The 20,060-nt window shown below is 74.4% G+C and carries 16 protein-coding genes; 10 read left to right on the top strand and 6 right to left on the bottom strand.

All coding sequences use genetic code 11. The annotated features are described in order from the left end of the window. Nucleotides 1-2: 2 nt before the first annotated feature. Nucleotides 3-1,058 carry an AAA family ATPase gene (locus ACVMYR_RS17150; protein ID WP_077939049.1) on the bottom strand — a complete coding sequence of 352 codons (1,056 nt, stop codon included), beginning with the start codon at nt 1,056-1,058 and terminating at the stop codon, nt 3-5. Between the two features lie 483 nt (nt 1,059-1,541). Between ACVMYR_RS17150 and leuS the strand changes: the two genes are divergently transcribed. Further along, nucleotides 1,542-4,379 carry a leucine--tRNA ligase gene (gene leuS, locus ACVMYR_RS17155; RefSeq protein ID WP_457122205.1) on the top strand — a complete coding sequence of 946 codons (2,838 nt, stop codon included), beginning with the start codon at nt 1,542-1,544 and terminating at the stop codon, nt 4,377-4,379. A 74-nt stretch (nt 4,380-4,453) separates the two neighbouring features. On the opposite strand, the gene ACVMYR_RS17160 is transcribed toward leuS, so the two are convergent. After that, a complete protein-coding gene (locus ACVMYR_RS17160) occupies nt 4,454-5,296 on the bottom strand; it encodes an ABC-2 transporter permease (protein WP_074474464.1) in 843 nt (280 codons plus the stop codon). Continuing rightward, the gene (locus ACVMYR_RS17165) at nt 5,293-6,204 is read right to left on the bottom strand and encodes an ABC transporter ATP-binding protein (protein ID WP_396787850.1); all 912 of its coding nucleotides are present in this window, start codon (nt 6,202-6,204) and stop codon (nt 5,293-5,295) included. The genes ACVMYR_RS17160 and ACVMYR_RS17165 overlap by 4 nt, the downstream gene beginning before the upstream one ends. Before the next feature lie 131 nt (nt 6,205-6,335). Here ACVMYR_RS17165 and ACVMYR_RS17170 point away from each other — a divergent pair, with 131 nt between their 5' ends. Continuing rightward, on the top strand, nt 6,336-7,514 hold the full coding sequence (locus ACVMYR_RS17170; RefSeq protein ID WP_457122206.1) for a sensor histidine kinase: 1,179 nt from the start codon (nt 6,336-6,338) through the stop codon (nt 7,512-7,514). Further along, the gene (locus ACVMYR_RS17175; RefSeq protein ID WP_457122207.1) at nt 7,511-8,167 is read left to right on the top strand and encodes a response regulator; all 657 of its coding nucleotides are present in this window, start codon (nt 7,511-7,513) and stop codon (nt 8,165-8,167) included. The genes ACVMYR_RS17170 and ACVMYR_RS17175 overlap by 4 nt, the downstream gene beginning before the upstream one ends. 82 nt (nt 8,168-8,249) lie before the next feature. On the opposite strand, the gene ACVMYR_RS17180 is transcribed toward ACVMYR_RS17175, so the two are convergent. From ACVMYR_RS17180 to ACVMYR_RS17190, 3 genes are read right to left on the bottom strand one after another with little or no spacing between them, the layout of a single operon-like run. Beyond that, a complete protein-coding gene (locus tag ACVMYR_RS17180; protein WP_457122208.1) occupies nt 8,250-8,939 on the bottom strand; it encodes a TVP38/TMEM64 family protein in 690 nt (229 codons plus the stop codon). Then, nucleotides 8,936-9,655, bottom strand: coding sequence for a type 1 glutamine amidotransferase (locus tag ACVMYR_RS17185; protein WP_043967285.1), 720 nt, complete (start codon nt 9,653-9,655; stop codon nt 8,936-8,938). The genes ACVMYR_RS17180 and ACVMYR_RS17185 overlap by 4 nt, the downstream gene beginning before the upstream one ends. Next, nucleotides 9,645-10,892 carry a MurT ligase domain-containing protein gene (locus ACVMYR_RS17190; protein WP_043967287.1) on the bottom strand — a complete coding sequence of 416 codons (1,248 nt, stop codon included), beginning with the start codon at nt 10,890-10,892 and terminating at the stop codon, nt 9,645-9,647. The genes ACVMYR_RS17185 and ACVMYR_RS17190 overlap by 11 nt, the downstream gene beginning before the upstream one ends. 354 nt (nt 10,893-11,246) lie before the next feature. Here ACVMYR_RS17190 and mraZ point away from each other — a divergent pair, with 354 nt between their 5' ends. The 7 genes from mraZ (at nt 11,247) to mraY (ending at nt 19,980) form a co-directional block, all read left to right on the top strand. Continuing rightward, the gene (gene mraZ / locus ACVMYR_RS17195) at nt 11,247-11,678 is read left to right on the top strand and encodes a division/cell wall cluster transcriptional repressor MraZ (protein ID WP_043967289.1); all 432 of its coding nucleotides are present in this window, start codon (nt 11,247-11,249) and stop codon (nt 11,676-11,678) included. Between the two features lie 202 nt (nt 11,679-11,880). Continuing rightward, complete coding sequence (gene rsmH, locus ACVMYR_RS17200; RefSeq protein WP_457122301.1) at nt 11,881-12,975, top strand: 16S rRNA (cytosine(1402)-N(4))-methyltransferase RsmH; 1,095 nt, start codon at nt 11,881-11,883, stop codon at nt 12,973-12,975. After that, nucleotides 12,972-13,610 carry a hypothetical protein gene (locus ACVMYR_RS17205; protein WP_457122209.1) on the top strand — a complete coding sequence of 213 codons (639 nt, stop codon included), beginning with the start codon at nt 12,972-12,974 and terminating at the stop codon, nt 13,608-13,610. Before rsmH ends, ACVMYR_RS17205 begins: the two co-directional genes overlap by 4 nt. Before the next feature lie 5 nt (nt 13,611-13,615). After that, entirely contained in the window at nt 13,616-15,835 is a 2,220-nt protein-coding gene (locus ACVMYR_RS17210) for a peptidoglycan D,D-transpeptidase FtsI family protein (protein ID WP_457122210.1), read from the top strand. 91 nt (nt 15,836-15,926) lie between these two features. Beyond that, complete coding sequence (locus tag ACVMYR_RS17215; RefSeq protein WP_077939054.1) at nt 15,927-17,450, top strand: UDP-N-acetylmuramoyl-L-alanyl-D-glutamate--2,6-diaminopimelate ligase; 1,524 nt, start codon at nt 15,927-15,929, stop codon at nt 17,448-17,450. Next, nucleotides 17,447-18,847 carry a UDP-N-acetylmuramoyl-tripeptide--D-alanyl-D-alanine ligase gene (locus ACVMYR_RS17220; protein ID WP_077939055.1) on the top strand — a complete coding sequence of 467 codons (1,401 nt, stop codon included), beginning with the start codon at nt 17,447-17,449 and terminating at the stop codon, nt 18,845-18,847. The genes ACVMYR_RS17215 and ACVMYR_RS17220 overlap by 4 nt, the downstream gene beginning before the upstream one ends. Then, on the top strand, nt 18,844-19,980 hold the full coding sequence (gene mraY, locus ACVMYR_RS17225) for a phospho-N-acetylmuramoyl-pentapeptide-transferase (protein ID WP_043967300.1): 1,137 nt from the start codon (nt 18,844-18,846) through the stop codon (nt 19,978-19,980). The genes ACVMYR_RS17220 and mraY overlap by 4 nt, the downstream gene beginning before the upstream one ends. Nucleotides 19,981-20,060 lie beyond the last annotated feature (80 nt).

The raw sequence follows: 20,060 nt of genomic DNA on the forward strand, positions 1-20,060 counted from the left end.
GCTCACCGCCTCCGCGGCTCGTACGGGGCGCGGCCGTTGCCGTCGGCGGCGGGCCGGTTGTCGTACGGGGACCGCTGGCGGTCGTGCGGCAGCGGCAGCCGGTGCACCAGCTCGGCGACGATCGCGTCGGTGGTGCGCCGGGCGAGCTGCGCGTCGGCGGTCGGGATGATCCGGTGGGCGAGCACCGGCACCGCGAGCGCCTGCAGGTCGTCGGGGAGGACGTAGTCGCGCCCCTCCAGGGCGGCGACGGCGCGGGCGGTGCGCAGCAGCTGGAGGGTGGCCCGGGGCGACGCGCCTAGCCGCAGGTCGGGGGCCTCCCGGGTGGCGGTGACCAGGTCCACCGCGTACTGCTTCACGGCGTCGGCGACGTGCACCTCGCGGACGGTGGCGATGAGCCGGCGCACCGTGTCGGCGTCGGAGACCGCCCGCAGTTCCTGCAACGGGTCGGCCGCGCCGTGCCCGTCCAGCATGGCCAGCTCGGCCTCCGGCCCCGGGTAGCCCATCGCGATGCGGGCGGTGAACCGGTCGCGCTGCGCCTCGGGCAGCGGGTAGGTCCCCTCCATCTCGATCGGGTTCTGGGTCGCGATCACCATGAACGGGGTCTGCAGCTGGTAGGTGACCCCGTCGACGGTGACCTGCCGCTCCTCCATGCACTCCAGCAGGGCGGACTGGGTCTTCGGCGAGGCCCGGTTGATCTCGTCGCCGACGACGAGGTTGGCGAACACCGCGCCGGGGCGGAACTCGAAGTCGTGCGTCTCCTGGTTGTAGACGCTGACGCCGGTGACGTCGCTGGGCAGCAGGTCGGGGGTGAACTGGATGCGCCGTACCGAACAGTCGATCGACCGGGCGAGGGCCTTCGCCAGCTTGGTCTTGCCGACGCCCGGGACGTCCTCGATGAGGAGGTGGCCCTCGGCGAGCAGGACGGCCAGGGCGAGGCGGACGGTCGCCGTCTTGCCCTCGATGACCTGCTCGATGTTGGCCACGATGGCCTCGCTGGCGGCGCGGAACTCGTCGTGCGGCAGCAGACCGCCCACCTCGTCCCAGGTCTGTTGTGTCACGGGCCTCCTCCTCGTCGCCACGACGGCAGCTCTGTTAAGAGCACCTGGACCCGCCGTTGGGTTCGCGACGGGAGAGCCTCGTCTGCCGCAGAAATCTCACTGGCCTCTCAGGCTAACCATGTTTGTCGTGAACGCCGAACCCCGCAGCAAGTCGGTCGGTTACGCCCGGAATATTCGCCCGACGGGGGAAACGTATCGTCACCCACCGTGAGGGGGGTGTCCCGCGTCCCACCTTGCGGCGGCGGGCCGCGTGCCCGGCGGGCCGGCGGGGTACACTGCCCGACATGGCCGGAGTCTTCCTGCTTCTTACCGGGCCGTGCTGATGCGCTGACGCGCGACAGCACGGCGGCCCCTCCTGCGCGAGGGGCTTTTTTGTGCCCTCCGCCGGGCCGCCCGGCGAGCCGGGATCGCCGGCCGGGTCGGCGGGCCGACACCGCCGGACCCGGCCCGGCGACGCCGCGACGAAGCGAACGAGGAGAGACGATGAGTGAGGCAACTGCGGCGGGCGACATCCCCCCGTACCGGTACACCGCGGCCCTGGCCGAGGAGATCGAGCAGCGCTGGCAGGACACCTGGCAGCGGGAGGGCACCTTCCACGCCCCGAACCCGACCGGGCCGCTGGCCGACCCCGGCCACCCCCGGGCCGGCGCGGAGAAGCTGTACGTGCTGGACATGTTCCCGTACCCGTCGGGGGCGGGCCTGCACGTCGGGCACCCGCTGGGCTACATCGGCACCGACTGCTTCGCCCGCTACCAGCGGATGGCCGGCCGCAACGTGCTGCACGCGATGGGCTTCGACGCGTTCGGCCTGCCCGCCGAGCAGTACGCGGTGCAGACCGGCACCCACCCCCGCACCACGACCGTGGCCAACATCGAGCGGTACAAGGCGCAGCTGCGCCGGCTGGGCCTGGCCCACGACGACCGCCGCTCGGTGGCCACCATCGACACCGACTTCTACCGCTGGACCCAGTGGATCTTCCTGCAGGTCTTCAACTCCTGGTACGACGCGGACGCCCGGAAGGCCCGGCCGGTCGCCGAGCTGATCGCCGAGTTCGCCGCGGGCGAGCGCCCGACGCCGGACGGCCGGCCGTGGGCCGAGCTGACCGACGCCGAGCGGCGGGCGGTCGTCGACGGCCACCGGCTGGCGTACGTCTCGCAGGCGCCGGTGAACTGGTGCCCGGGGCTGGGCACCGTGCTGGCCAACGAGGAGGTCACCGCCGACGGCCGCTCCGACCGGGGCAACTTCCCCGTGTTCAAGCGCAACCTGAAGCAGTGGATGATGCGGATCACCGCGTACGGCGACCGGCTGCTGGAGGACCTGGACGCCCTGGACTGGCCCGAGCCGATCAAGCTGATGCAGCGCAACTGGATCGGCCGGTCCACGGGCGCGCACATCGACTTCGCCACCGACCGGGGCCCGGTGCGGGTGTTCACGACCCGTCCGGACACCATCTTCGGGGCCACCTACATGGTGCTGGCCCCCGAGCACGAGCTGGTCGACGCGCTGGTGCCGGCCGCCTGGCCGGACGGGACGCGGGACGCCTGGACCGGCGGGCACGCCAGCCCCCGGGCGGCCGTCGAGGCGTACCGCAAGGCGGCGGCGGCCAAGACCGACGTGGAGCGGCAGGCCGACACGAAGGAGAAGACCGGCGTCTTCGTCGGCGCGTACGCCACGAACCCCGTCACCGGCGGGCAGATCCCGATCTTCATCGCCGACTACGTGCTGGCCGGCTACGGCACCGGCGCGATCATGGCGGTGCCGGCGCAGGACGAGCGGGACTGGGCGTTCGCCGAGGTCTTCGAGCTGCCGATCGTGCGTACCGTGCAGCCCGCCGACGGCTTCGCCGGCACGGCGTACACCGGGGACGGGCCGGCGATCAACAGCGCCGCGCCCGAGCGCGGCCTGGACCTGAACGGCCTGGGGGTCGCCGACGCCAAGGCGGCGATCATCGCGTGGCTGGAGGCCAACGGGCACGGCGCCGGCGCGACCACCTACCGGCTGCGCGACTGGCTGTTCTCCCGCCAGCGCTACTGGGGCGAGCCGTTCCCGATCGTCTACGACGCCAGCGGCGCGGCGATCGCGCTGCCCGAGTCGATGCTGCCGGTCGAGCTGCCCGAGGTCGACGACTTCTCGCCGAAGACGTTCGACCCCGACGACGCCGACAGCAACCCGGAGACCCCGCTGTCGCGCCGCCGCGACTGGGTCGAGGTGGAGCTGGACCTGGGCGACGGGCCGCAGCGCTACACCCGCGAGACCAACGTGATGCCGCAGTGGGCCGGCTCCTGCTGGTACGAGCTGCGCTACCTGGACCCGACCAACGCCGAGCGCTTCGTCGACGCGGAGAACGAGCGGTACTGGATGGGCCCGCGCGCCGAGGGCGACTGCGGCGGCACCGACCTGTACGTCGGCGGGGCCGAGCACGCCGTGCTGCACCTGCTGTACGCCCGCTTCTGGCACAAGGTGCTGTACGACCTGGGCCACGTGTCCAGCTTCGAGCCGTTCCGCAAGCTGTTCAACCAGGGCATGATCCAGGCGTACGCGTACACCGACGCCCGGGGCTCCTACGTGCAGGCCGAGGAGGTCGTCGAGCGCGACGGCACCTGGTTCCTGGGCGAGGAGGAGGTGCGCCGCGAGTACGGCAAGATGGGCAAGTCGCTGAAGAACGTGGTGACCCCCGACGACATGTGCGCCGCGTACGGCGCGGACACCTTCCGGGTGTACGAGATGTCGATGGGCCCGCTGGAGGTGTCCCGCCCGTGGGAGACCCGGGCGGTCGTCGGGTCGTACCGGTTCCTGCAGCGGGTCTGGCGGGCCGTCGTCGACGAGCAGACCGGCGCGACGCGGGTCACCGACGACCCGGCCGACGAGGCCACCCGGCGGCTGCTGCACAAGGTGGTCGACGGGGTCCGGGGCGACATGGAGGGGATCCGGTTCAACACCGCGATCGCCAAGCTGATCGAGCTGACCAACGCGCTGACCCGGCTGCCGGCCACCCCCCGCGAGGTGGCCGAGCCGCTGGTGCTGATGCTGGCCCCGTTCGCCCCGCACGTCGCCGAGGAGCTGTGGCGGCGGCTGGGCCACGACACCTCCCTGGCGTACGCGGACTTCCCGGTCGCCGACCCGGCTTTGCTGGTCGCCGAGACGGTGACGTACCCGGTGCAGATCAACGGCAAGGTGCGCGGCCGGATCGAGGTGAGCGCCGACGCGTCCGAGGACGACGTGCGGTCGGCGGCGCTGGAGGCGGTGGCGGGCGCGCTGGCCGGCAAGGAGCCCCGCAAGGTCATCGTGGTGAAGGGCCGGATGGTCTCGGTCGTCGCCTGAGGTGCAAGGAGGGGCCCCTGTCAACGCATTCTGCATGGCAGGGGCCCCTTCCTGACGCCCCGCTCGGCGGTGGGTCAGGGCTCGCGGTGGTGCACGACGGCCATGGTGACGAGCGCGGCGACGACCGGCCAGGCGGCGAAGACCGCCCATGCTCCCCCGACCGTCGGGGGATAGCCCTCGAAGTTGGGGAACGGCACCATCCCCACCAGCCGTTCCCAGGCGGCCCACGGCAGCGCGTTGTGCAGCGCCGCGGTCCACCGGTGTCGCATGTCGAACGCCAGCGGCAGCAGGAGCAGCACCGCCGTGGTGGTGACGATCGCCGGTGCGCTGTATCTGACGAGGGCGCCGATGCCCAGCCCGGTGAGCGCGCAGACCGGCACCAGCAGCGCGGACCCGGCGACGGCGCGCAGCGCCCCGGGGTCGGCGATGGACGCGCCGGCGGGCAGGTCGGCGAGGATGGCCTGGGAGATCCAGAAGGCGCTGCCCGCGGTGACCGTCCCGACCACGGTCATGACCGCCGCCAGCACGATGACCTTGGCCGCCGCGACCGCCCACCGGGCCGGCACCGCCGCGAACGTGGTGCGGATCTGCCCGCTGGCGTACTCGCCGGCGATCATCACCGCGCCGACGCTGCCGGCGGCGAGCATGACGAACAGCCAGCCCTCCGCGGGGAAGGCATCGTAGATCGGGTCGAGGGCGGCGCGGTGCTCGGCGGAGTAGCTCGGCCAGTTGCGCCGGTCGGCGAGGGCCGCCCGTACGCTGAACAGCATCGCCGATACCACGATCACGGCCAGCGAGCCGTAGGTCGAGCGCAGCGACCAGAGCTTGATCCATTCGGCGGCCAGGAGATCGGTGAACCGAGCCCGCCCGCCGGCGGGACGGGCGACGGTGACACTGGACGGGGTCCGGCTGCTCAACGGTGTGCTCCTGCCTGGTATTCGACGCGGTCGGCGGTCAACGCCATGAAGGCCTCCTCCAGGGAGGCGGTGCGGGTGGCCAGTTCGTGAAGCGTCACCCCGTGCCCGGACGCCAGGTCACCGATCCGGGCGGCGGTCAGGCCGGTGACGGTGAGGGTCCCGTCGGCCGCCGCCGAGACGGTGCCGCCCGCAGCGCGTAGCGCCGGGCCGAGCGTCGCCGCGTCGGGCGTACGGACGGTGACCTGCACCTGGCCGCTGCGGGCGGCGAACTGTGCCAGGTTCTCGTCGGCGATCAGCTCGCCCCGGCCGATGACGACGAGGTGTTCCGCAGTCTGCTCCATCTCGCTCATCAGGTGGCTGGAGACCAGGACGGTGCGCCCCTCGGCGGCGAGCCGCCGGAACAGCCCGCGCACCCAGCGCACCCCCTCCGGGTCGAGGCCGTTGAACGGCTCGTCGAAGAGCAGCACCGGCGGGTCGCCGAGCAGCGCGGCGGCGATGCCGAGCCGCTGCCTCATGCCGAGGGAGAAGCCGCCGACCCGACGCCCCGCCACCTCGGCCAGTCCCACCTCGTGCAGCACCTCGTCGACGCGGGACCGGGCGATGCCGTTGCTGCGGGCGAGCGCCTGCAGATGCGCCCGGGCGCTCCGCCCGCCGTGTACGTCGCCCGCGTCGAGCAGCGCGCCGACGTGGCGCAGCCCGCGCGGCCGGTCAGTGAACGGGGCGCCGTCCACCAGCGCGGTGCCGGCGGTGGGTCGGTGCAGGCCGAGCACCAGCCGCAGGGTGGTGGACTTGCCAGCGCCGTTCGGGCCGAGAAACCCGGTCACCTGCCCGGGGCGGACGGTGAGGGTCAGCCGGTCGACGGCAGTCGTGCGGCCGTACCGTTTGGTGAGGTCACGTATTTCGATCACGCCGTCGACGGTGCCGCACGACCGGCGGTGGATCGTCGTGCCACCGACCACACCCACCGGCCGCGGGTCCGCCCCGGGGCGTACGCCCGCGGGCCGACGACCGTGGGCCGCCCGCTGGCTACGGTGTGCCCATGCAGGCCGTCGCTTTCCGTCCCCGTCCGCGCCCCGTCGCCCGATGGCTGCGGGCCGTCCTGCCCTGGGTCGGTGTCGCCCTGTTCCCGGTCGCGGTGCTGCACGCGTCGACGGCTGGAGCGGACCCCGACGGCAGCGTTGCCGACCTCCCGTTGCTCTATCTCGCCCCCGCCCTGGTGGTCCTTCTGCCCGCCGGCCTGCTCGGCCGCCGTCCGCTGCTCGCGCTCGCCCTGATGCTCGTCGGCGCGTCCGTGCTCACCGTGTCGACGAACGCCTGGGAGGAGGACTATCGGGCCGGCGTCTGGTACCTCACGTTCCTTGTCGTCGACCTGATGCTGGGGTTGGTCGTGGCACGCAGCCCGGGCCGGGTCGCGGTACCCGTCGTGGTCGTGGTGCTCGCGGTGCAGGTCGCGGCGGCCTTCGTCAACCCGGTCTCCGATCCGGTGGACCGGGCCACGACCTCGGTGCTGGCGGTGGCCGTCGCGTGGGTGGCCGGCAGCGCGGCGTGGGCCCGCCGCCGGCACGCGGAGGAACTGCGCGCGCAGACCGCCGCCGAGGCGATCACCGCGGAGCGGCTGCGGATCGCCCGGGAGCTGCACGACCTGGTGGCACACAGCGTCGGCGTGATCGCCATCCAGGCCGGCGTCGGTGCCCGGGTCATCGACACCCAGCCGGGGGAGGCCCGCGCGGCGCTCGCCACGATCGAGCGGACCAGCCGGGAGACCCTGACCGGACTACGCCGCACTCTCGGCGCGCTGCGTCGGCCGGAGGGGACGGCGGCCCCGCTGGATCCCCCGCCCGGGCTCGCCGGCCTCGACCGGCTGGTCGCCGCGGCGGCGGACGCGGGGGTACGGGTGGAGGTGCGCCGCGACGGGTTGCCCCGGCCGCTGCCGGTGGAGGTCGACCTGGCCGCGTACCGGATCGTGCAGGAGGCGCTGACGAACGTGGTGCGGCACGCCGGCGTCGGGCAGTGCCGGGTCACCGTCACGTACCCGTCGGACGGGGTCCTCGTCGAGGTGGTCGACGGGGGCCGGGGCGCCCCGCTCGGGGGTGCGGGGCACGGCATCGTCGGCATGCGGGAACGGGTGGCGCTGCTGGGCGGCCGCTTCGCCGCCGGACCGCGCCCGGAGGGCGGGTTCCGGGTCGCCGCCCGGCTGCCGACGCAGGGGGACGCGTGAACATCCGCGTCCTGCTCGTCGACGACCAGCCCCTGATCCGCGCCGGCCTGCGGGTGCTCATGGCCGACATCCCCGACATCGACGTGGTCGGCGAGGCGGGCACCGGTGCCGAGGCGGTGCGGCTGGCCCGGGAGGTCGCCCCCGACGTGGTGCTGATGGACCTGCGGATGCCGGGCACCGACGGGATCGCCGCCACCCGGGAGATCACCGCGGGCGGCGGCCCGACCCGGGTGCTCGTCCTCACCACGTTCGACGACGACGCGCACGTGCACGCGGCCCTGCGGGCGGGCGCGAGCGGGTTCCTGGTCAAGGACATGGCGCTGGAGGAGATCCTCGGCGCGGTCCGGGTCGTGGCGGCCGGAGACGGGCTGATCGCGCCCGGGGTCACCCGGCGGCTCATCGCCGAGTTCGCCCGCCGTCCCGATCCGACCCCCCGGCCCCGCCACCTGACGGGCGTGACCGACCGGGAACGGCAGGTGCTCACCCTCGTCGGCCTGGGACTGTCCAACGCGGAGATCGCCGAGCGGTTGGTGATCAGTCCGGCCACGGCCAAGGCCCACGTGGCCCGCCTCTTCACGAAGCTGAACGCCCGGGACCGGGTGCACCTGGTGATCGCCGCCTACGAGGCGGGCCTGGTCACCCCCACCCCCTGACCCATCCCGGATCCCGCGGTCTTGCGGTTTGGGCCCTCGTTTCGTCCCTTCAATGCGGATTGTCGGGGCCGCAACCGCACGATCAGCGGGGGGAGATGGCGGCGCGCCGGCGGCGTTCCGCGCGCCACCAGCGGTGCAGCAGCACCGCGCTGGCGATCAGGCCGAGGCTCGCGGGGGCGGCGGCGTACCAGTTGACGTCGCCGGGGGAGGTGGCCGCCGCGCCGAGCGCCGCGTAGCCGAACGCCGTCGGGGCGGAGGCGAGGACGCTGCCGGCGAGGTACGGCAGCACCCGCGCGCCGGTGGTGCCGTAGCCGTAGCTGACCAGCCCGTACCCGGAGATGGGCAGCAGCCGGACCGTGGCCACCCCCAGCACGCTCTGCCGGGCGAACCAGCCGTCGAGGCGGGCGAGCCGTCCCCGGACCCGTTCGGCGACGAACTCCCTGCCCAGCGCCCGGCCGACGGCGAAGCCGAGCGCGGCGGCCAGCAGCGCCGCGCCGAGCGCGTACGCCGCCCCTTCGAGGGGGCCGAAGATCGCGCCGACGGCGAGCGTGACGAAGGTGCGCGGCACCAGGGCGACCAGCAGCAGCGCCCCGCCGACGATCGCGGCGACCGGGGCGTACCCGCCGAGGGAGTCGGCGAACCGGGGCAGCGCCGCCGGGTCGGGCCGGGGGAGCACCGGCAGCAGCGCCGCCAGCCCGGCGAGCAGGAGCAGCAGCAGGGCGAACCGGCGCGCCGGCGGCTGCCCGAGCAGCCGCCGGGCGGCCCGGATCATGCCCGGGCGGCGGCCACCGCGGCGCGGCGCTCGGCGCGGAGCCGGTCGGCCCAGGTGTCGTCCAGCGGCGGGAGCTGGTGCGCGCCGGTCGCCCAGCGCAGCAGCAGGTCGGCAAGGGCCGGGTTGCGGGCCAGGGCCGGCCCGTGCGAATACGTGCCGAGCAGCTTGCCCCGCCACGCGCCCTCGGTCGCGCCGTCGTTGCCGACCCCGGCGGTGACCCGGGCCAGCGGGGACACGCCCGGCCCGAGGTGGGTGCGCCCGCCGTGGTTCTCGAAGCCGGTGAGCGCCGGCACCCCGAGCCGGGGGTCGATGTCGCCGGCCAGCTCGCCGACGGCCCGCGACGGGCCCCGGTCGGAGGAGAGGTCGAGCAGCTCCAGCCCGGCGCACTGGACGCCCTTGGCGAAGAACGAGGTGCCGAGGAGCTGGTAGCCGGCGCAGACGCCGAACACCACCGACCCCTGGGCGACGGCGCGGTGCAGGCCGCCGTCGGCCCGCAGCCGCTGCGCGCCGAGCGCCTGCGGGCCGTCCTCGCCGCCGCCGATGAGGTAGATGTCGGCGGTGGCGGGCAGCGCCTGGTCGGAGCGGACCTCCAGCACCTCCACGGGCATGCCGCGCTGCTGGGCCCGGCGGGCCAGGATCAGCATGTTGCCCCGGTCGCCGTAGGTGGACAGCAGGTCGGGGTAGATCCAGACGATACGCAGGCTCTCAGTTGACACGGTCCAGCTCCGCTCGGATGTCCTGGAAGGCGGTGTAGTTGGCGATGACCTCCAGCCGGCCCGGCGGGACCGCCCGGACCGCCTCGCCGAACGTGCGGACGTGCTGGAAGGGCACGCCGTTGACGTCGAGGCGGACCGCCAGGTCGTACGCCCGGTCGCCGGTGATCAGCACCTGCCGGCCGCGCAGCGGAGCGAAGTCGACGTCGAAGAGCCAGGAGGTGTCCAGCCCGTCGGGGTCCCGGGCGTTGATGGAGAGCAGCGTCGGCGCGAAGTCGGCCATGTCGAACGCCTCCAGCCAGCTCGCCGGGTTCTTCGCCAGCAGCAGCCGGATGTTGCGCCCGTCGCGGTCCACCTGGGCGTAGCGGCCGGCGATGGAGGTGACCGCGCCGAGCCGGGAGACCGCGTCGACCGGGCGGACGCCGAACTCGGCGGCGACGGCGAGGGCGGTGGCGGCGTTGCCGAGGTTGACCTTGCCGGGGAGCTGGAGCACCACCTTGTGCCAGGCGCCGGTCGGGTCGAGCACCCCGTCGTCCTCGACGGCCCACTGCGGATCGGGCCGGCGCAGCGGGCAGCCGCTGCACCACCACTGGTCGCCGTTGCGCGCGATGGTGTGCCCGCACTCGGGGCAGACCCACGAGTCGTCGTGCCAGCGCTGGCCGGCGCTGAACCAGGTGACGTGTGGCGGCCGGATGCCCCGGGCCGGGTCGCCGGGCGGGGTGGCCGCCCACACGACCATCGGGTCGTCGGCGTTGGCGACCACCCGCACGTCGGGGTGGTTGACCAGCGCCGCGCGCCAGAGCTGCGCCATCATGGCGACTTCCTTGGCGCGGTCGAGCTGGTCGCGGGAGAGGTTGAGCAGCGCCACCACGTGCGGCTCGGTGGCCTCCAGGACCTGGGCCAGGTAGTGCTCGTCGACCTCCAGCACCGCGTACGGGGTGCTGCCGGCCTTGGCCAGCGCGGAGGTGTGGCCGGTGGGCATGTTGGCGCCGAAGGAGTTGGTGGCGACCCGGCCGAGGACGCCGACCGCCGCCGTTGTCAGCCGGGTGGTGGTGGTCTTGCCGTTGGTGCCGGAGACGAGCGCGATGGCGCGCCCCGCCGAGAGGTGGGCGAGCAGGTCGGGGTCGATCTTCAGGCCGATCCAGCCGCCGATCACCGAACCGTCGCCACGACCCGCGGCCCGGGACAGCGCCGCGGCGGTCCGCGACACGGAGCTGGCCACCTTTGCCCGCAGGGGCATCTTCGCGTCCGTCACGCGAGCGAGGTTACCGGACCGCCGCCCCCGCCAGATCGCCGCCGACGGCGAACCGTTCGGCCGGGCCACCCGGGCGGACGGCCGGAGCGCGGTCGACCGGATGGAGTCGATCTATGTCGGGTAGTGGACGCCGGGGTGGGGCCGCCGCGGCCCTCCACTTCGCTCCACCCCTTCTGACGTGCTGTTTTGTCGCCGACGACGACGCGCCGCGCGGGCGATTCTGGTTGCAGGTGGAGGGAAGTGGAGTAGAGTGGGGGCCAATGGTGAGGCCGGGAGGGCCCACCGGCCCGGGGGGAGCGGCGCCGCGAACGCCGCTGCAAGGGCGAGGGGGTTGGGCCGATGTTCCTCGGCACCCACACCCCGCGCCTGGACGACAAGGGCCGGTTGATCCTTCCGGCGAAGTTCCGGGATGAGCTGGCGGGGGGTGTCGTGATCACCAAAGGGCAGGATCGCTGTCTCTACGTCTTCCCGATGCCCGAGTTCCAGCGCATCGCCGACCAGTTGCGCGCGCAACCCATGACGAACAAGGCGGCCCGCGCCTACAGCCGGGTCTTCTTCGCCAGCGCGCACGACGAGGTCCCGGACAAGCAGGGGCGGGTCACCGTCCCGGCGCACCTGCGGGCGTACGCCGGGCTCGACCGTGACCTGGTGGTCATCGGCGCGAGCACGCGGGTGGAGGTCTGGGACAAGGCGGCCTGGGAGGCCTACCTCGCCGACAGCGAAGACGACTTCGCCGACATCGAGGAGGGGGTGCTGCCCGGCGGTCTGTAGGGCGTGACGACGCCCGACGTACTGCGAGATCTCCAGCCGCTTTCGAGTTCCTGGCACCCCTTCCCCGGTGCCAGGCGCACGATCTCCCGGAGGGCCGCGGCCTCCGGTGGGCGGGAGCGGATGGGGATCTGGCGGTACGACGGAGGCGTCGTCCGACGACAGGCGCGGAGAGAAACGGACGGTTCAACCGGTGGGGGTCGACATGGGGGAGCTTCGCGGCACGCACGTGCCGGTGCTGCTCGAGCGGTGTCTCGAGTTGCTGGCCCCCGCGCTGGACAGGGGCGACCGCACGATCCACGTCGACGCCACGCTGGGCCTGGCCGGTCACGCCGAGGCGGTGCTGCAACGGCATCCGCGCACGGTGCTGATCGGGCTGGACCGGGACACCGAGGCCCTCGCCCACGCGCGGGTCCGGCTGGCCCGGTTCGCCGACCGGGTCCACCTTGAGCACGCCGTCTACGACGAGCTGCCCGAGGTGCTGGCCCGGCTGGGTTACCCGGCGATCGACGGCGTCCTGTTCGACCTGGGCGTCTCCTCGCTCCAGTTGGACGCGCCCGACCGCGGGTTCGCCTACGCACAGGACGCGCCGCTGGACATGCGGATGGACCAGACCCGGGGGGTGACCGCCGAGGAGGTGGTCAACACCTACTCCCACCCGGATCTGGCCCGGGTGCTGCGGGTGTACGGGGAGGAGAAGTTCGCCCCGAGGATCGCCTCGGCGATCCTGCGGGAGCGGGAACGGGCCCCGATCACCTCGTCGGCACGGTTGGCGGAACTGGTCAGGGAGAGCATTCCCGCACCGGCCCGACGAACCGGGGGACACCCGGCCAAGAGAACGTTTCAGGCTTTACGGATCGAGGTAAACAGGGAGCTGGCGGCGCTGGAGACGGCGCTGCCGGCCGCTCTCGACAAGCTCACCGTGGGCGGTCGCATGGTGGTCCTGTCCTACCACTCGCTGGAGGACAGGCTCACCAAGGCGGCCCTCACCGACCGGGTCCGCAGCAAGGGCCCGGTCGACCTCCCGGTCGAACTGCCCGGGTCGGGTCCGACGTTCCAGCTGCTCAGCCGGGGCGCGGAGCTGCCCGGGGAGGCGGAGGTCGCCGCGAACCCGCGTGCCGCGTCGGTGCGGCTGCGGGCCGCGGAACGGATCGACCCGGACGCGGAGCGACAGGGGCGGGCCGACCGCGAACGGCCCCGCCGGCGGGTCAGGGCGATGCACCAACCGGGGACCGGATCGGCGGATCCGGGGTCGACGGGCGCAGGGACGGACGAAGAGGGGGAGGGAAGAAGAAGATGAACGCTGACAAGCGCGACGGCCGGGACACCGGCGTCGGGCAGCGCGCACCGCGGTCGGGGGGCCGGATCGCGGCGCAGCGGACCACGCGGGCCGGGATGCCGGCTCCGGGGGCCGGCCGGCTCGACCGGCAGGGGGAGACTCGCGCCCGGGGGGCGCGCGAGTTCCCGACCAACGGCAGCGCCGCGCTGCGCCCGGCCGAGCGGGTCAGCCCGGCCGAGCGGGCCGGCACGACCGAGCGGGCCCGTGCGGCGGCTACCCCGTCGCCGCGGCTGCGGGTCGCCCCGCCGCCGCCGGTGTCGGTGCCGCGGGCGCCGTTCGTGGCGCTGATCCTGGTGCTGGTCGTCGGCGGGGTGCTCGGCATCCTGCTGGTCAACACCAAGATCAACGAGAACTCGTTCCGGCTGGAGCGGCTCCAGCAGCAGCAGGCCAAGCTCGACGTGGACCAGCAGCAGCTGGACAAGGAGATCGCCGACGCGAAGGCGCCCGGCAACCTCACCGCCACGGCCCGCCGGCTCGGCATGGTCGAGGCGGAGGAGCCGGCGTACATCCGGCTGCCGGACGGCCGGGTGATCGGGGTGCCGCAGCCGGCCAACGGCCAGCCGTCGGTCACCAGCCAGCAGGGTGCGGGGGGCTGATCGGGGTGCCGCCGAGAGCTGAGGAACCGCGCCGGGACCCTTCGGGCTCCCGGCGCGGTTCGTCGCGGGCCACCGGCGGGCGGGGCGAGCCGCGCACCGGCGAGCCCGGCGTGCAGGGCATCTCCGACGCGCGGGCGTACACCCCCCGGGGGCGTACCGTCCGCGAGGAGCGCCAGGCGGCGGGCCGGCCGACCGCCGGGGGCGCCGAGCAGCGGCGTACCCCGCGGGGCGGCCGGGCCGGCGGCGACCCGTTCCGGCCGGCGTTGCAGGTGCTCGACGGTGGCCGGGCCGGCGGCGGTCGCGCCGGCCGCCGGGAACCCGTCCCGGCCGCGCGCGCCGCGGTGGTCCGGACCGTGCCGACCCGGGCACGGCCCGACGACGACGATGACGCGCCGCGCCCGCCGCGCCGCCGGCCCGCCGGGCGCGGCCCGCGCCGCCCCACCCGGCCCGCCGCCGGGCGGTCGCCGCGCAAGCCCCGCAAGCCGCCCCGGCTGGCCGACCCGCGCCGCCGGCTGCGCCTGGGCACCCTGCTCGTCCTCGCGCTGTTCGCCACCATCGGCGTCCGGCTGGTCTTCCTCCAGGCGGTCGACACCCCGGCGTACGCCGGCGGCGGTCTCGCCGACCGGGTGATCCGGATCGACCTGCCCGCCCCCCGGGGCGCGATCTACGACCGCACCGGCGCCCCGCTGGCCAACAGCGTCGAGGCCCGGTACGTCTTCGCCGACCCGACCCGGGTCAGGGACCGCACGGAGACCGCGCGGGCGCTGTCGCCCCTGCTCGGCCGTCCGGCCTCCGAGCTGGCCGAGCGGATGAAGCCGCGCACCCTGGAGAACGGGAAACCCTCCCAGTTCGAATACCTGGCCCGGGGCGTCGACGTCCCTACCGCCAAGAAGATCGTGGCGCTCGACCTGTACGGCATCGGCGTGCACCGCGACGAGCGGCGCGAGGTGCCCGGCGGCGACCTGGCCGCCAACCTGATCGGCTTCACCAGCCAGGACATGGTCGGCCTGGAGGGCCTGGAGGCCCGCTACGACGACCTGCTGCGCGGCGAGATCGGCCGCCGGGTGTACGAGGCCGGCCAGGGCAAGCTCGACGCGCCGATCCCCGGCGGCTACAGCAGCACCACCCTGCCCAAGCCGGGGAGCTCCCTGCAGTTGACCATCGACCGGGACCTGCAGTTCAAGGCGCAGCAGGTGCTCAAGAGTCAGGTGGCCAAGGTGCAGGGCAGCGTCGGCGTCGCCATCGTCCTCGACGTGCCCACCGGCGAGGTGCTGGCCCAGGCCAGCCACCCCACCTACAACGCGGCGAAGCCGCAGGAGAGCGAGCCGACCGACCGGGAGGACGCGGCCACCAGCTTCGTGGTCGACCCCGGCTCCATCCACAAGGCGATCACGTTCGGCGCGGCGCTCCAGGAGGGGGTGATCACCCCCGGCACGGCGCTGCCGATCCCCGACACCATCGTCCGGGGCGACACCACCTTCCGCGACACCCACCCGGCGAACGGGCGGCTGATGAGCCTGCCGGGGATGCTCGCGTACTCGTCGAACGTCGGCACCATCGAGATCGCCGACAAGCTCGGCCCGGACCGGCTGATCGACTACCAGAAGCGCTTCGGGCTCGGCCAGCCCACCGGCGAGGGAATCCCGGGGGAGGCCAGCGGCCGGCTGCTGCCCGCCCAGTCGTGGAGCGGGTCGTCGTACGGGTCGGTGCCGATCGGGCACAGCGTCGACGCCACCCCGCTGCAGATGGCCGCCGCGTACGCCGCGATCGCCAACAACGGCACGTACGTCCAGCCGCACCTGATCAAGGAGGTGATCAGCGGCAAGGACGGCAGCCGTACGCCGGGCAAGGCGCCGGTCACCCGGCCGGTGCTCAGCCCGGCCAACGCGAAGGCGCTGCGCACCATGCTGGAGGCGGTCACCACCGTCGACGGGGCCACCGGGCTCGCGGCGGCGGTGCCCGGCTACCGGGTCGCCGGCAAGACCGGCACCGGCATCCGCTACGTCGACGGCAAGCAGCAGCCCGGCGAGGTCGGCTCGTTCATCGGGATGGCGCCGGCCGACAATCCGCGCTTCGTGGTGGCGGTCTTCGTGTGGAGCCCCGGCGGCGGGGGCGGGGCGGTCGCCGCGCCCGCGTTCCGCGACATCATGGGCTTCACGCTCAGCCGCAACCGGGTCCCGCCGTCCGGCGCGCCGGCGCCCAAGTTCGAGGTCTTTCCGCGCTGACCAGGCGCGGCGGGACATCATCGGTTGATGGGGACGAACCACCGGGGCGGCTGTACGGCCGGAACCGGACGACCGGGTAGGGTCTGACGCCGTGCCCGGCAATCCACGCCCCCGTACCGTGACCGGACTCCGGCTCGGCGAACTCGCCGACCGGCTCGCCGTCGAGGCCCCCGAGGGGGCCGCCGACCAGGTGGTGACCGGGGTGACCCACGCCAGCCAGGAGGTCCGCCCCGGCGACCTGTACGCGGCGCTGCCCGGCGCCCGCCGCCACGGCGCGGAGTTCGCCGCCGCCGCGGCGGCGGCCGGCGCGGTGGCCGCCCTCACCGACCCGGCAGGCGCACCGGCCGTGGCCGCGGCGGGCCTGCCGGCGCTGGTGGTGCCCGACCCCCGCGCGGTGCTCGGCGCGCTCGCCTCCGCCGTCTACGGCGACCCCACCGCAGGCCTGACCGTCATCGGGATCACCGGCACCGCCGGCAAGACCTCCACGGCCTACCTCGTGGAGTCGGGGCTGCGCGCCGCCGGCCACGTCACGGGCCTCATCGGCACGGTGGAGACCCGGCTGGGCGACCTGGTCGTCGACAGCGTGCGCACCACCCCGGAGGCCACCGACCTGCACGCCATGCTCGCCGCCGCCCGGGAGCGCGGGGTCACCGCGCTGGTCATGGAGGTCTCCAGCCACGCCCTGGCCATGGGCCGGGTCGGCGGGGTGCGATTCGCCGTCGGCGGCTACACCAACTTCGGCTCCGACCACCTGGACTTCCACGCCGACTCGGCGGACTACTTCGCGGCGAAGGCACAGCTGTTCGACGGGCGCTGCGCCGTCGAGGTGCTCAACCACGACGAGTCGGCGCTGCGCGCGCTGTACACCCCCGCCACGGTCAGCTACTCGGCCGCCGGCGACCCCACCGCCACCTGGTACGCCACCGACGTCGACGGCGAGGGCTACGCGCAGCGGTTCACCGCGCACGGCCCCGGCGGGCTGACCGTGCCGGCCGGGGTCGCGCTGCCCGGGCGGCACAACGTCGCCAACGCCCTGCTGGCCATCGCCGCGCTGGTCGGCGCTGGGGTGGACGCGGCCACGGCCGCCGCCGGGGTGGCCGCCTGCGGCGGGGTGCCCGGCCGGCTGGAGCTGGTCTCGGCGGCCGGGCCGGTGCGCGGCGTGGTCGACTACGCGCACAAGACCGACGCGATCGTGGCGGCCCTGGCCGCGCTGCGCGAGCTGAGCGCCGGGCGGCTGATCTGTGTCATCGGCGCCGGTGGCGACCGGGACCGCGGCAAGCGGCCGGAGATGGGCGCCGCCGCCGCCCGGGGCGCCGACGTGGTGCTGGTGACCGACGACAACCCGCGCACCGAGGAGCCGGGCGCGATCCGGGCGGAGGTGCTGGCCGGGGCGCACGCCGCCGCCACGCCGGCGCGGATCGTCGAGGTGGCCGGCCGGCGCGCGGCGATCGACGAGGCGGTCCGGCTGGCCGCCCCGGGGGACGTGGTCGCCGTGCTCGGCAAGGGGCACGAACGTGGGCAGGAGGTGGGCGGCGAGGTGTTGCCGTTCGACGACCGTACGGAGCTGGCCGACGCGCTGCGCGCCCGCTTCGGGGACCTGGCGGGCCGGCGATGATCCCGCTGACGCTGGCCGAGGTGGCCGAGGCGGTCGGCGGTCGGCTGGTCGCCGCCGACCCGGCCGCCCGGGTGACGGGCCCGGTGGAGTTCGACTCGCGCAAGGCCGGGCCGGGCGCGCTGTTCGTGGCGTTCCCCGGCGAGAAGGTGGACGGCCACGACTACGCCGCCGGTGCCGTGGCCGCCGGCGCGGTGGCGGTGCTCGGCACCCGGCAGGTGCCCGGGGTGCCCATGGTGCTCGTCGGCGACGCCCTCGACGCGATGGGCCGGCTGGCCCGCGCGGTCGTGGACCGGCTGCCCGCGCTGACCGTGATCGGGCTGACCGGTTCGTCGGGCAAGACCACCACCAAGGACCTGATCGCCCAGCTCACCGCGCGGCTCGGCCCCACGGTGGCCCCGCCCGGGTCGTTCAACAACGAGCTGGGCCACCCGTGGACGGCGCTGCAGGCCGACGCGGACACCCGCTTCCTGGTGCTGGAGAAGGGCGCCCGGGGGGTGGGGCACGTGCGCTACCTGTGCGAGGTGGTGCCGCCGCGCATCTCGGTGGTGCTCAACGTCGGCGTGGCGCACCTCGGCGAGTTCGGCTCGGTGGAGAACATCGCGCTGGCCAAGGGGGAGCTGGTCGAGTCGCTGCCCGCCGACGGGCTGGCCGTGCTCAACGCCGACGACCCGCTCGTCGACGCGATGGCCGCCCGCACCGCCGCCCGGGTGGTGCGCTACGGCGAGGCCGCGCACGCCGACGTGCGGGCCGTGGACGTGACGCTGGACGGGCGCGGGCGCGCCGCGTACACCCTGGTGACCCCGGAGGGGAGCGCGGCCGTGCGGCTCGGGCTCACCGGCCGGCACCAGGTGTCGAACTCGCTGGCCGCCGCGGCGGTGGCCCGGGAGCTGGGCATGCCGCTGGCCGAACTGGCCGCCGCGCTGGGCGAGCTGGGTCTGGTCTCCACCCGGCGGATGGACGTCTTCGAGCGCCCCGACGGCGTGACGGTGATCGACGACTCGTACAACGCGAACCCGGCGTCCACGGCGGTGGCGCTGCGGGCGCTCGCCGGGATGCGCGGCGCGGGACGGGCGGTCGCGGTGCTCGGCTACATGGCCGAGCTGGGGGAGTACGAACGACAGGGGCACCTGGAGGTCGGCCGGCTCGCGGCCGAGCTGGGTGTGGACCGGCTGCTCGTGGTGGGCGAGCCGGCGGCGCCGATCCACGAGGGCGCGACAGCGGTAGAGGACTGGGGAGGAGGATCGGTGCTGCTCACCGATCAGGCGGCGGCCGTCGAGGTGCTGCGGAGTGAACTACGGGCGGGCGACGTCGTCCTGGTGAAGGGCTCCCGGTACCGCACCTGGGAGGTGGCCGACGCGCTGCGCGCCGACGCCGCGGACGGGGGTGCCGCCGCATGAGGGCGGTGATCGTCGCCATCGGCGTGGCGTTCCTCGTCTCGCTGTTCTGCACCCCGATCGCGATCAAGGTGTTCGCCCGGCTCAAGGCCGGCCAGCCGATCCGATCGAACCTCGGGCTCGCCAGCAACGAGGGCAAGAAGGGCACGCCGACGATGGGCGGCGTGGTCTTCATCCTGGCCACGGTCATCGCGTACGTCGCCGGGCACCTCGCCCTGACCACCCTGCCGGACGCGCAGATCGCCCAGGTCGAGCCGACCATCACCGCGCTGGTCCTGCTGGGCCTGATGGTGTTCTCCGGCGCGGTCGGCTTCATCGACGACTTCCTGAAGGTCCGCAAGCGCAACAGCGGCGGGCTCAACAAGCGGGGCAAGCTGGCCGGGCAGATCCTGGTCGGCGCGGCCTTCGGCGTCGTCGCGCTCTACTTCCCCAGCAGCATGACCGACGCCAGCGGGGCGGCCACCAACACCGAGACCGTGGGCGCCACGACGCTGAGCTTCATCCGGGACATCCCCGCGCTGGACGTCACCAAGATCGGCGCGGTGGTCATCTTCATCTTCGTGGTGATGGCGGCGACCAACGGCGTGAACCTCACCGACGGCCTGGACGGCCTGGCCACCGGCGCGTCGGTGATGGTCCTCGCCGCGTACGCGCTGATCGCGTTCTGGCAGTACCGGCACTGGTGCGCCGACCCGTCGTACACGGCGAACCCGGACAACTACTGCTACACGGTGCGGGACCCGCTGGAGATCGCGCTGATCGCCGGGGCGGCGGCCGGGGCCTGCGTGGGCTTCCTGTGGTGGAACACCTCGCCGGCCCGGATCTTCATGGGCGACACCGGCGCGCTCGGCCTGGGCGGCCTGATCGCCGGCATGGCGATGTCCACCCGCACCATCCTGCTGCTGCCGATCATCGGCGGGCTCTTCGTGATCATCACCATGTCGGTGGTCATCCAGATCATCTCGTTCCGCACCACCGGCAAGCGGGTGTTCCGCATGTCGCCGCTGCAGCACCACTTTGAGCTGGCCGGGTGGAGCGAGGTCAACATCGTGGTCCGGTTCTGGATCATCGCGGGGATCGGCGTGGCCATCGCGCTCGGCCTGTTCTACAGCGACTTCCTCGCCGCGATGGGCTGATCCGCCGGCCGGGCCTCGCGCGACCCGACGCGGCCGCCCGTCCCCGCGCGCCGGCGCGGCGCGCCAGGCGTTAAGAAGGG

Source organism: Micromonospora sp. PTRAS2 (genome assembly GCF_054052245.1).

What these genes read in the sequence shown, in the direction of transcription:
- leuS (WP_457122205.1), top strand. Translation starts at nt 1,542, where the DNA reads ATGAGTGAGGCAACTGCGGCGGGCGACATCCCCCCGTACCGGTACACC.
- ACVMYR_RS17170 (WP_457122206.1), top strand. Translation starts at nt 6,336, where the DNA reads ATGCAGGCCGTCGCTTTCCGTCCCCGTCCGCGCCCCGTCGCCCGATGG.
- ACVMYR_RS17180 (WP_457122208.1), bottom strand. Translation starts at nt 8,939, where the DNA reads ATGATCCGGGCCGCCCGGCGGCTGCTCGGGCAGCCGCCGGCGCGCCGG.
- ACVMYR_RS17190 (WP_043967287.1), bottom strand. Translation starts at nt 10,892, where the DNA reads ATGCCCCTGCGGGCAAAGGTGGCCAGCTCCGTGTCGCGGACCGCCGCG.
- mraZ (WP_043967289.1), top strand. Translation starts at nt 11,247, where the DNA reads ATGTTCCTCGGCACCCACACCCCGCGCCTGGACGACAAGGGCCGGTTG.
- rsmH (WP_457122301.1), top strand. Translation starts at nt 11,881, where the DNA reads ATGGGGGAGCTTCGCGGCACGCACGTGCCGGTGCTGCTCGAGCGGTGT.
- ACVMYR_RS17205 (WP_457122209.1), top strand. Translation starts at nt 12,972, where the DNA reads ATGAACGCTGACAAGCGCGACGGCCGGGACACCGGCGTCGGGCAGCGC.
- ACVMYR_RS17220 (WP_077939055.1), top strand. Translation starts at nt 17,447, where the DNA reads ATGATCCCGCTGACGCTGGCCGAGGTGGCCGAGGCGGTCGGCGGTCGG.
- mraY (WP_043967300.1), top strand. Translation starts at nt 18,844, where the DNA reads ATGAGGGCGGTGATCGTCGCCATCGGCGTGGCGTTCCTCGTCTCGCTG.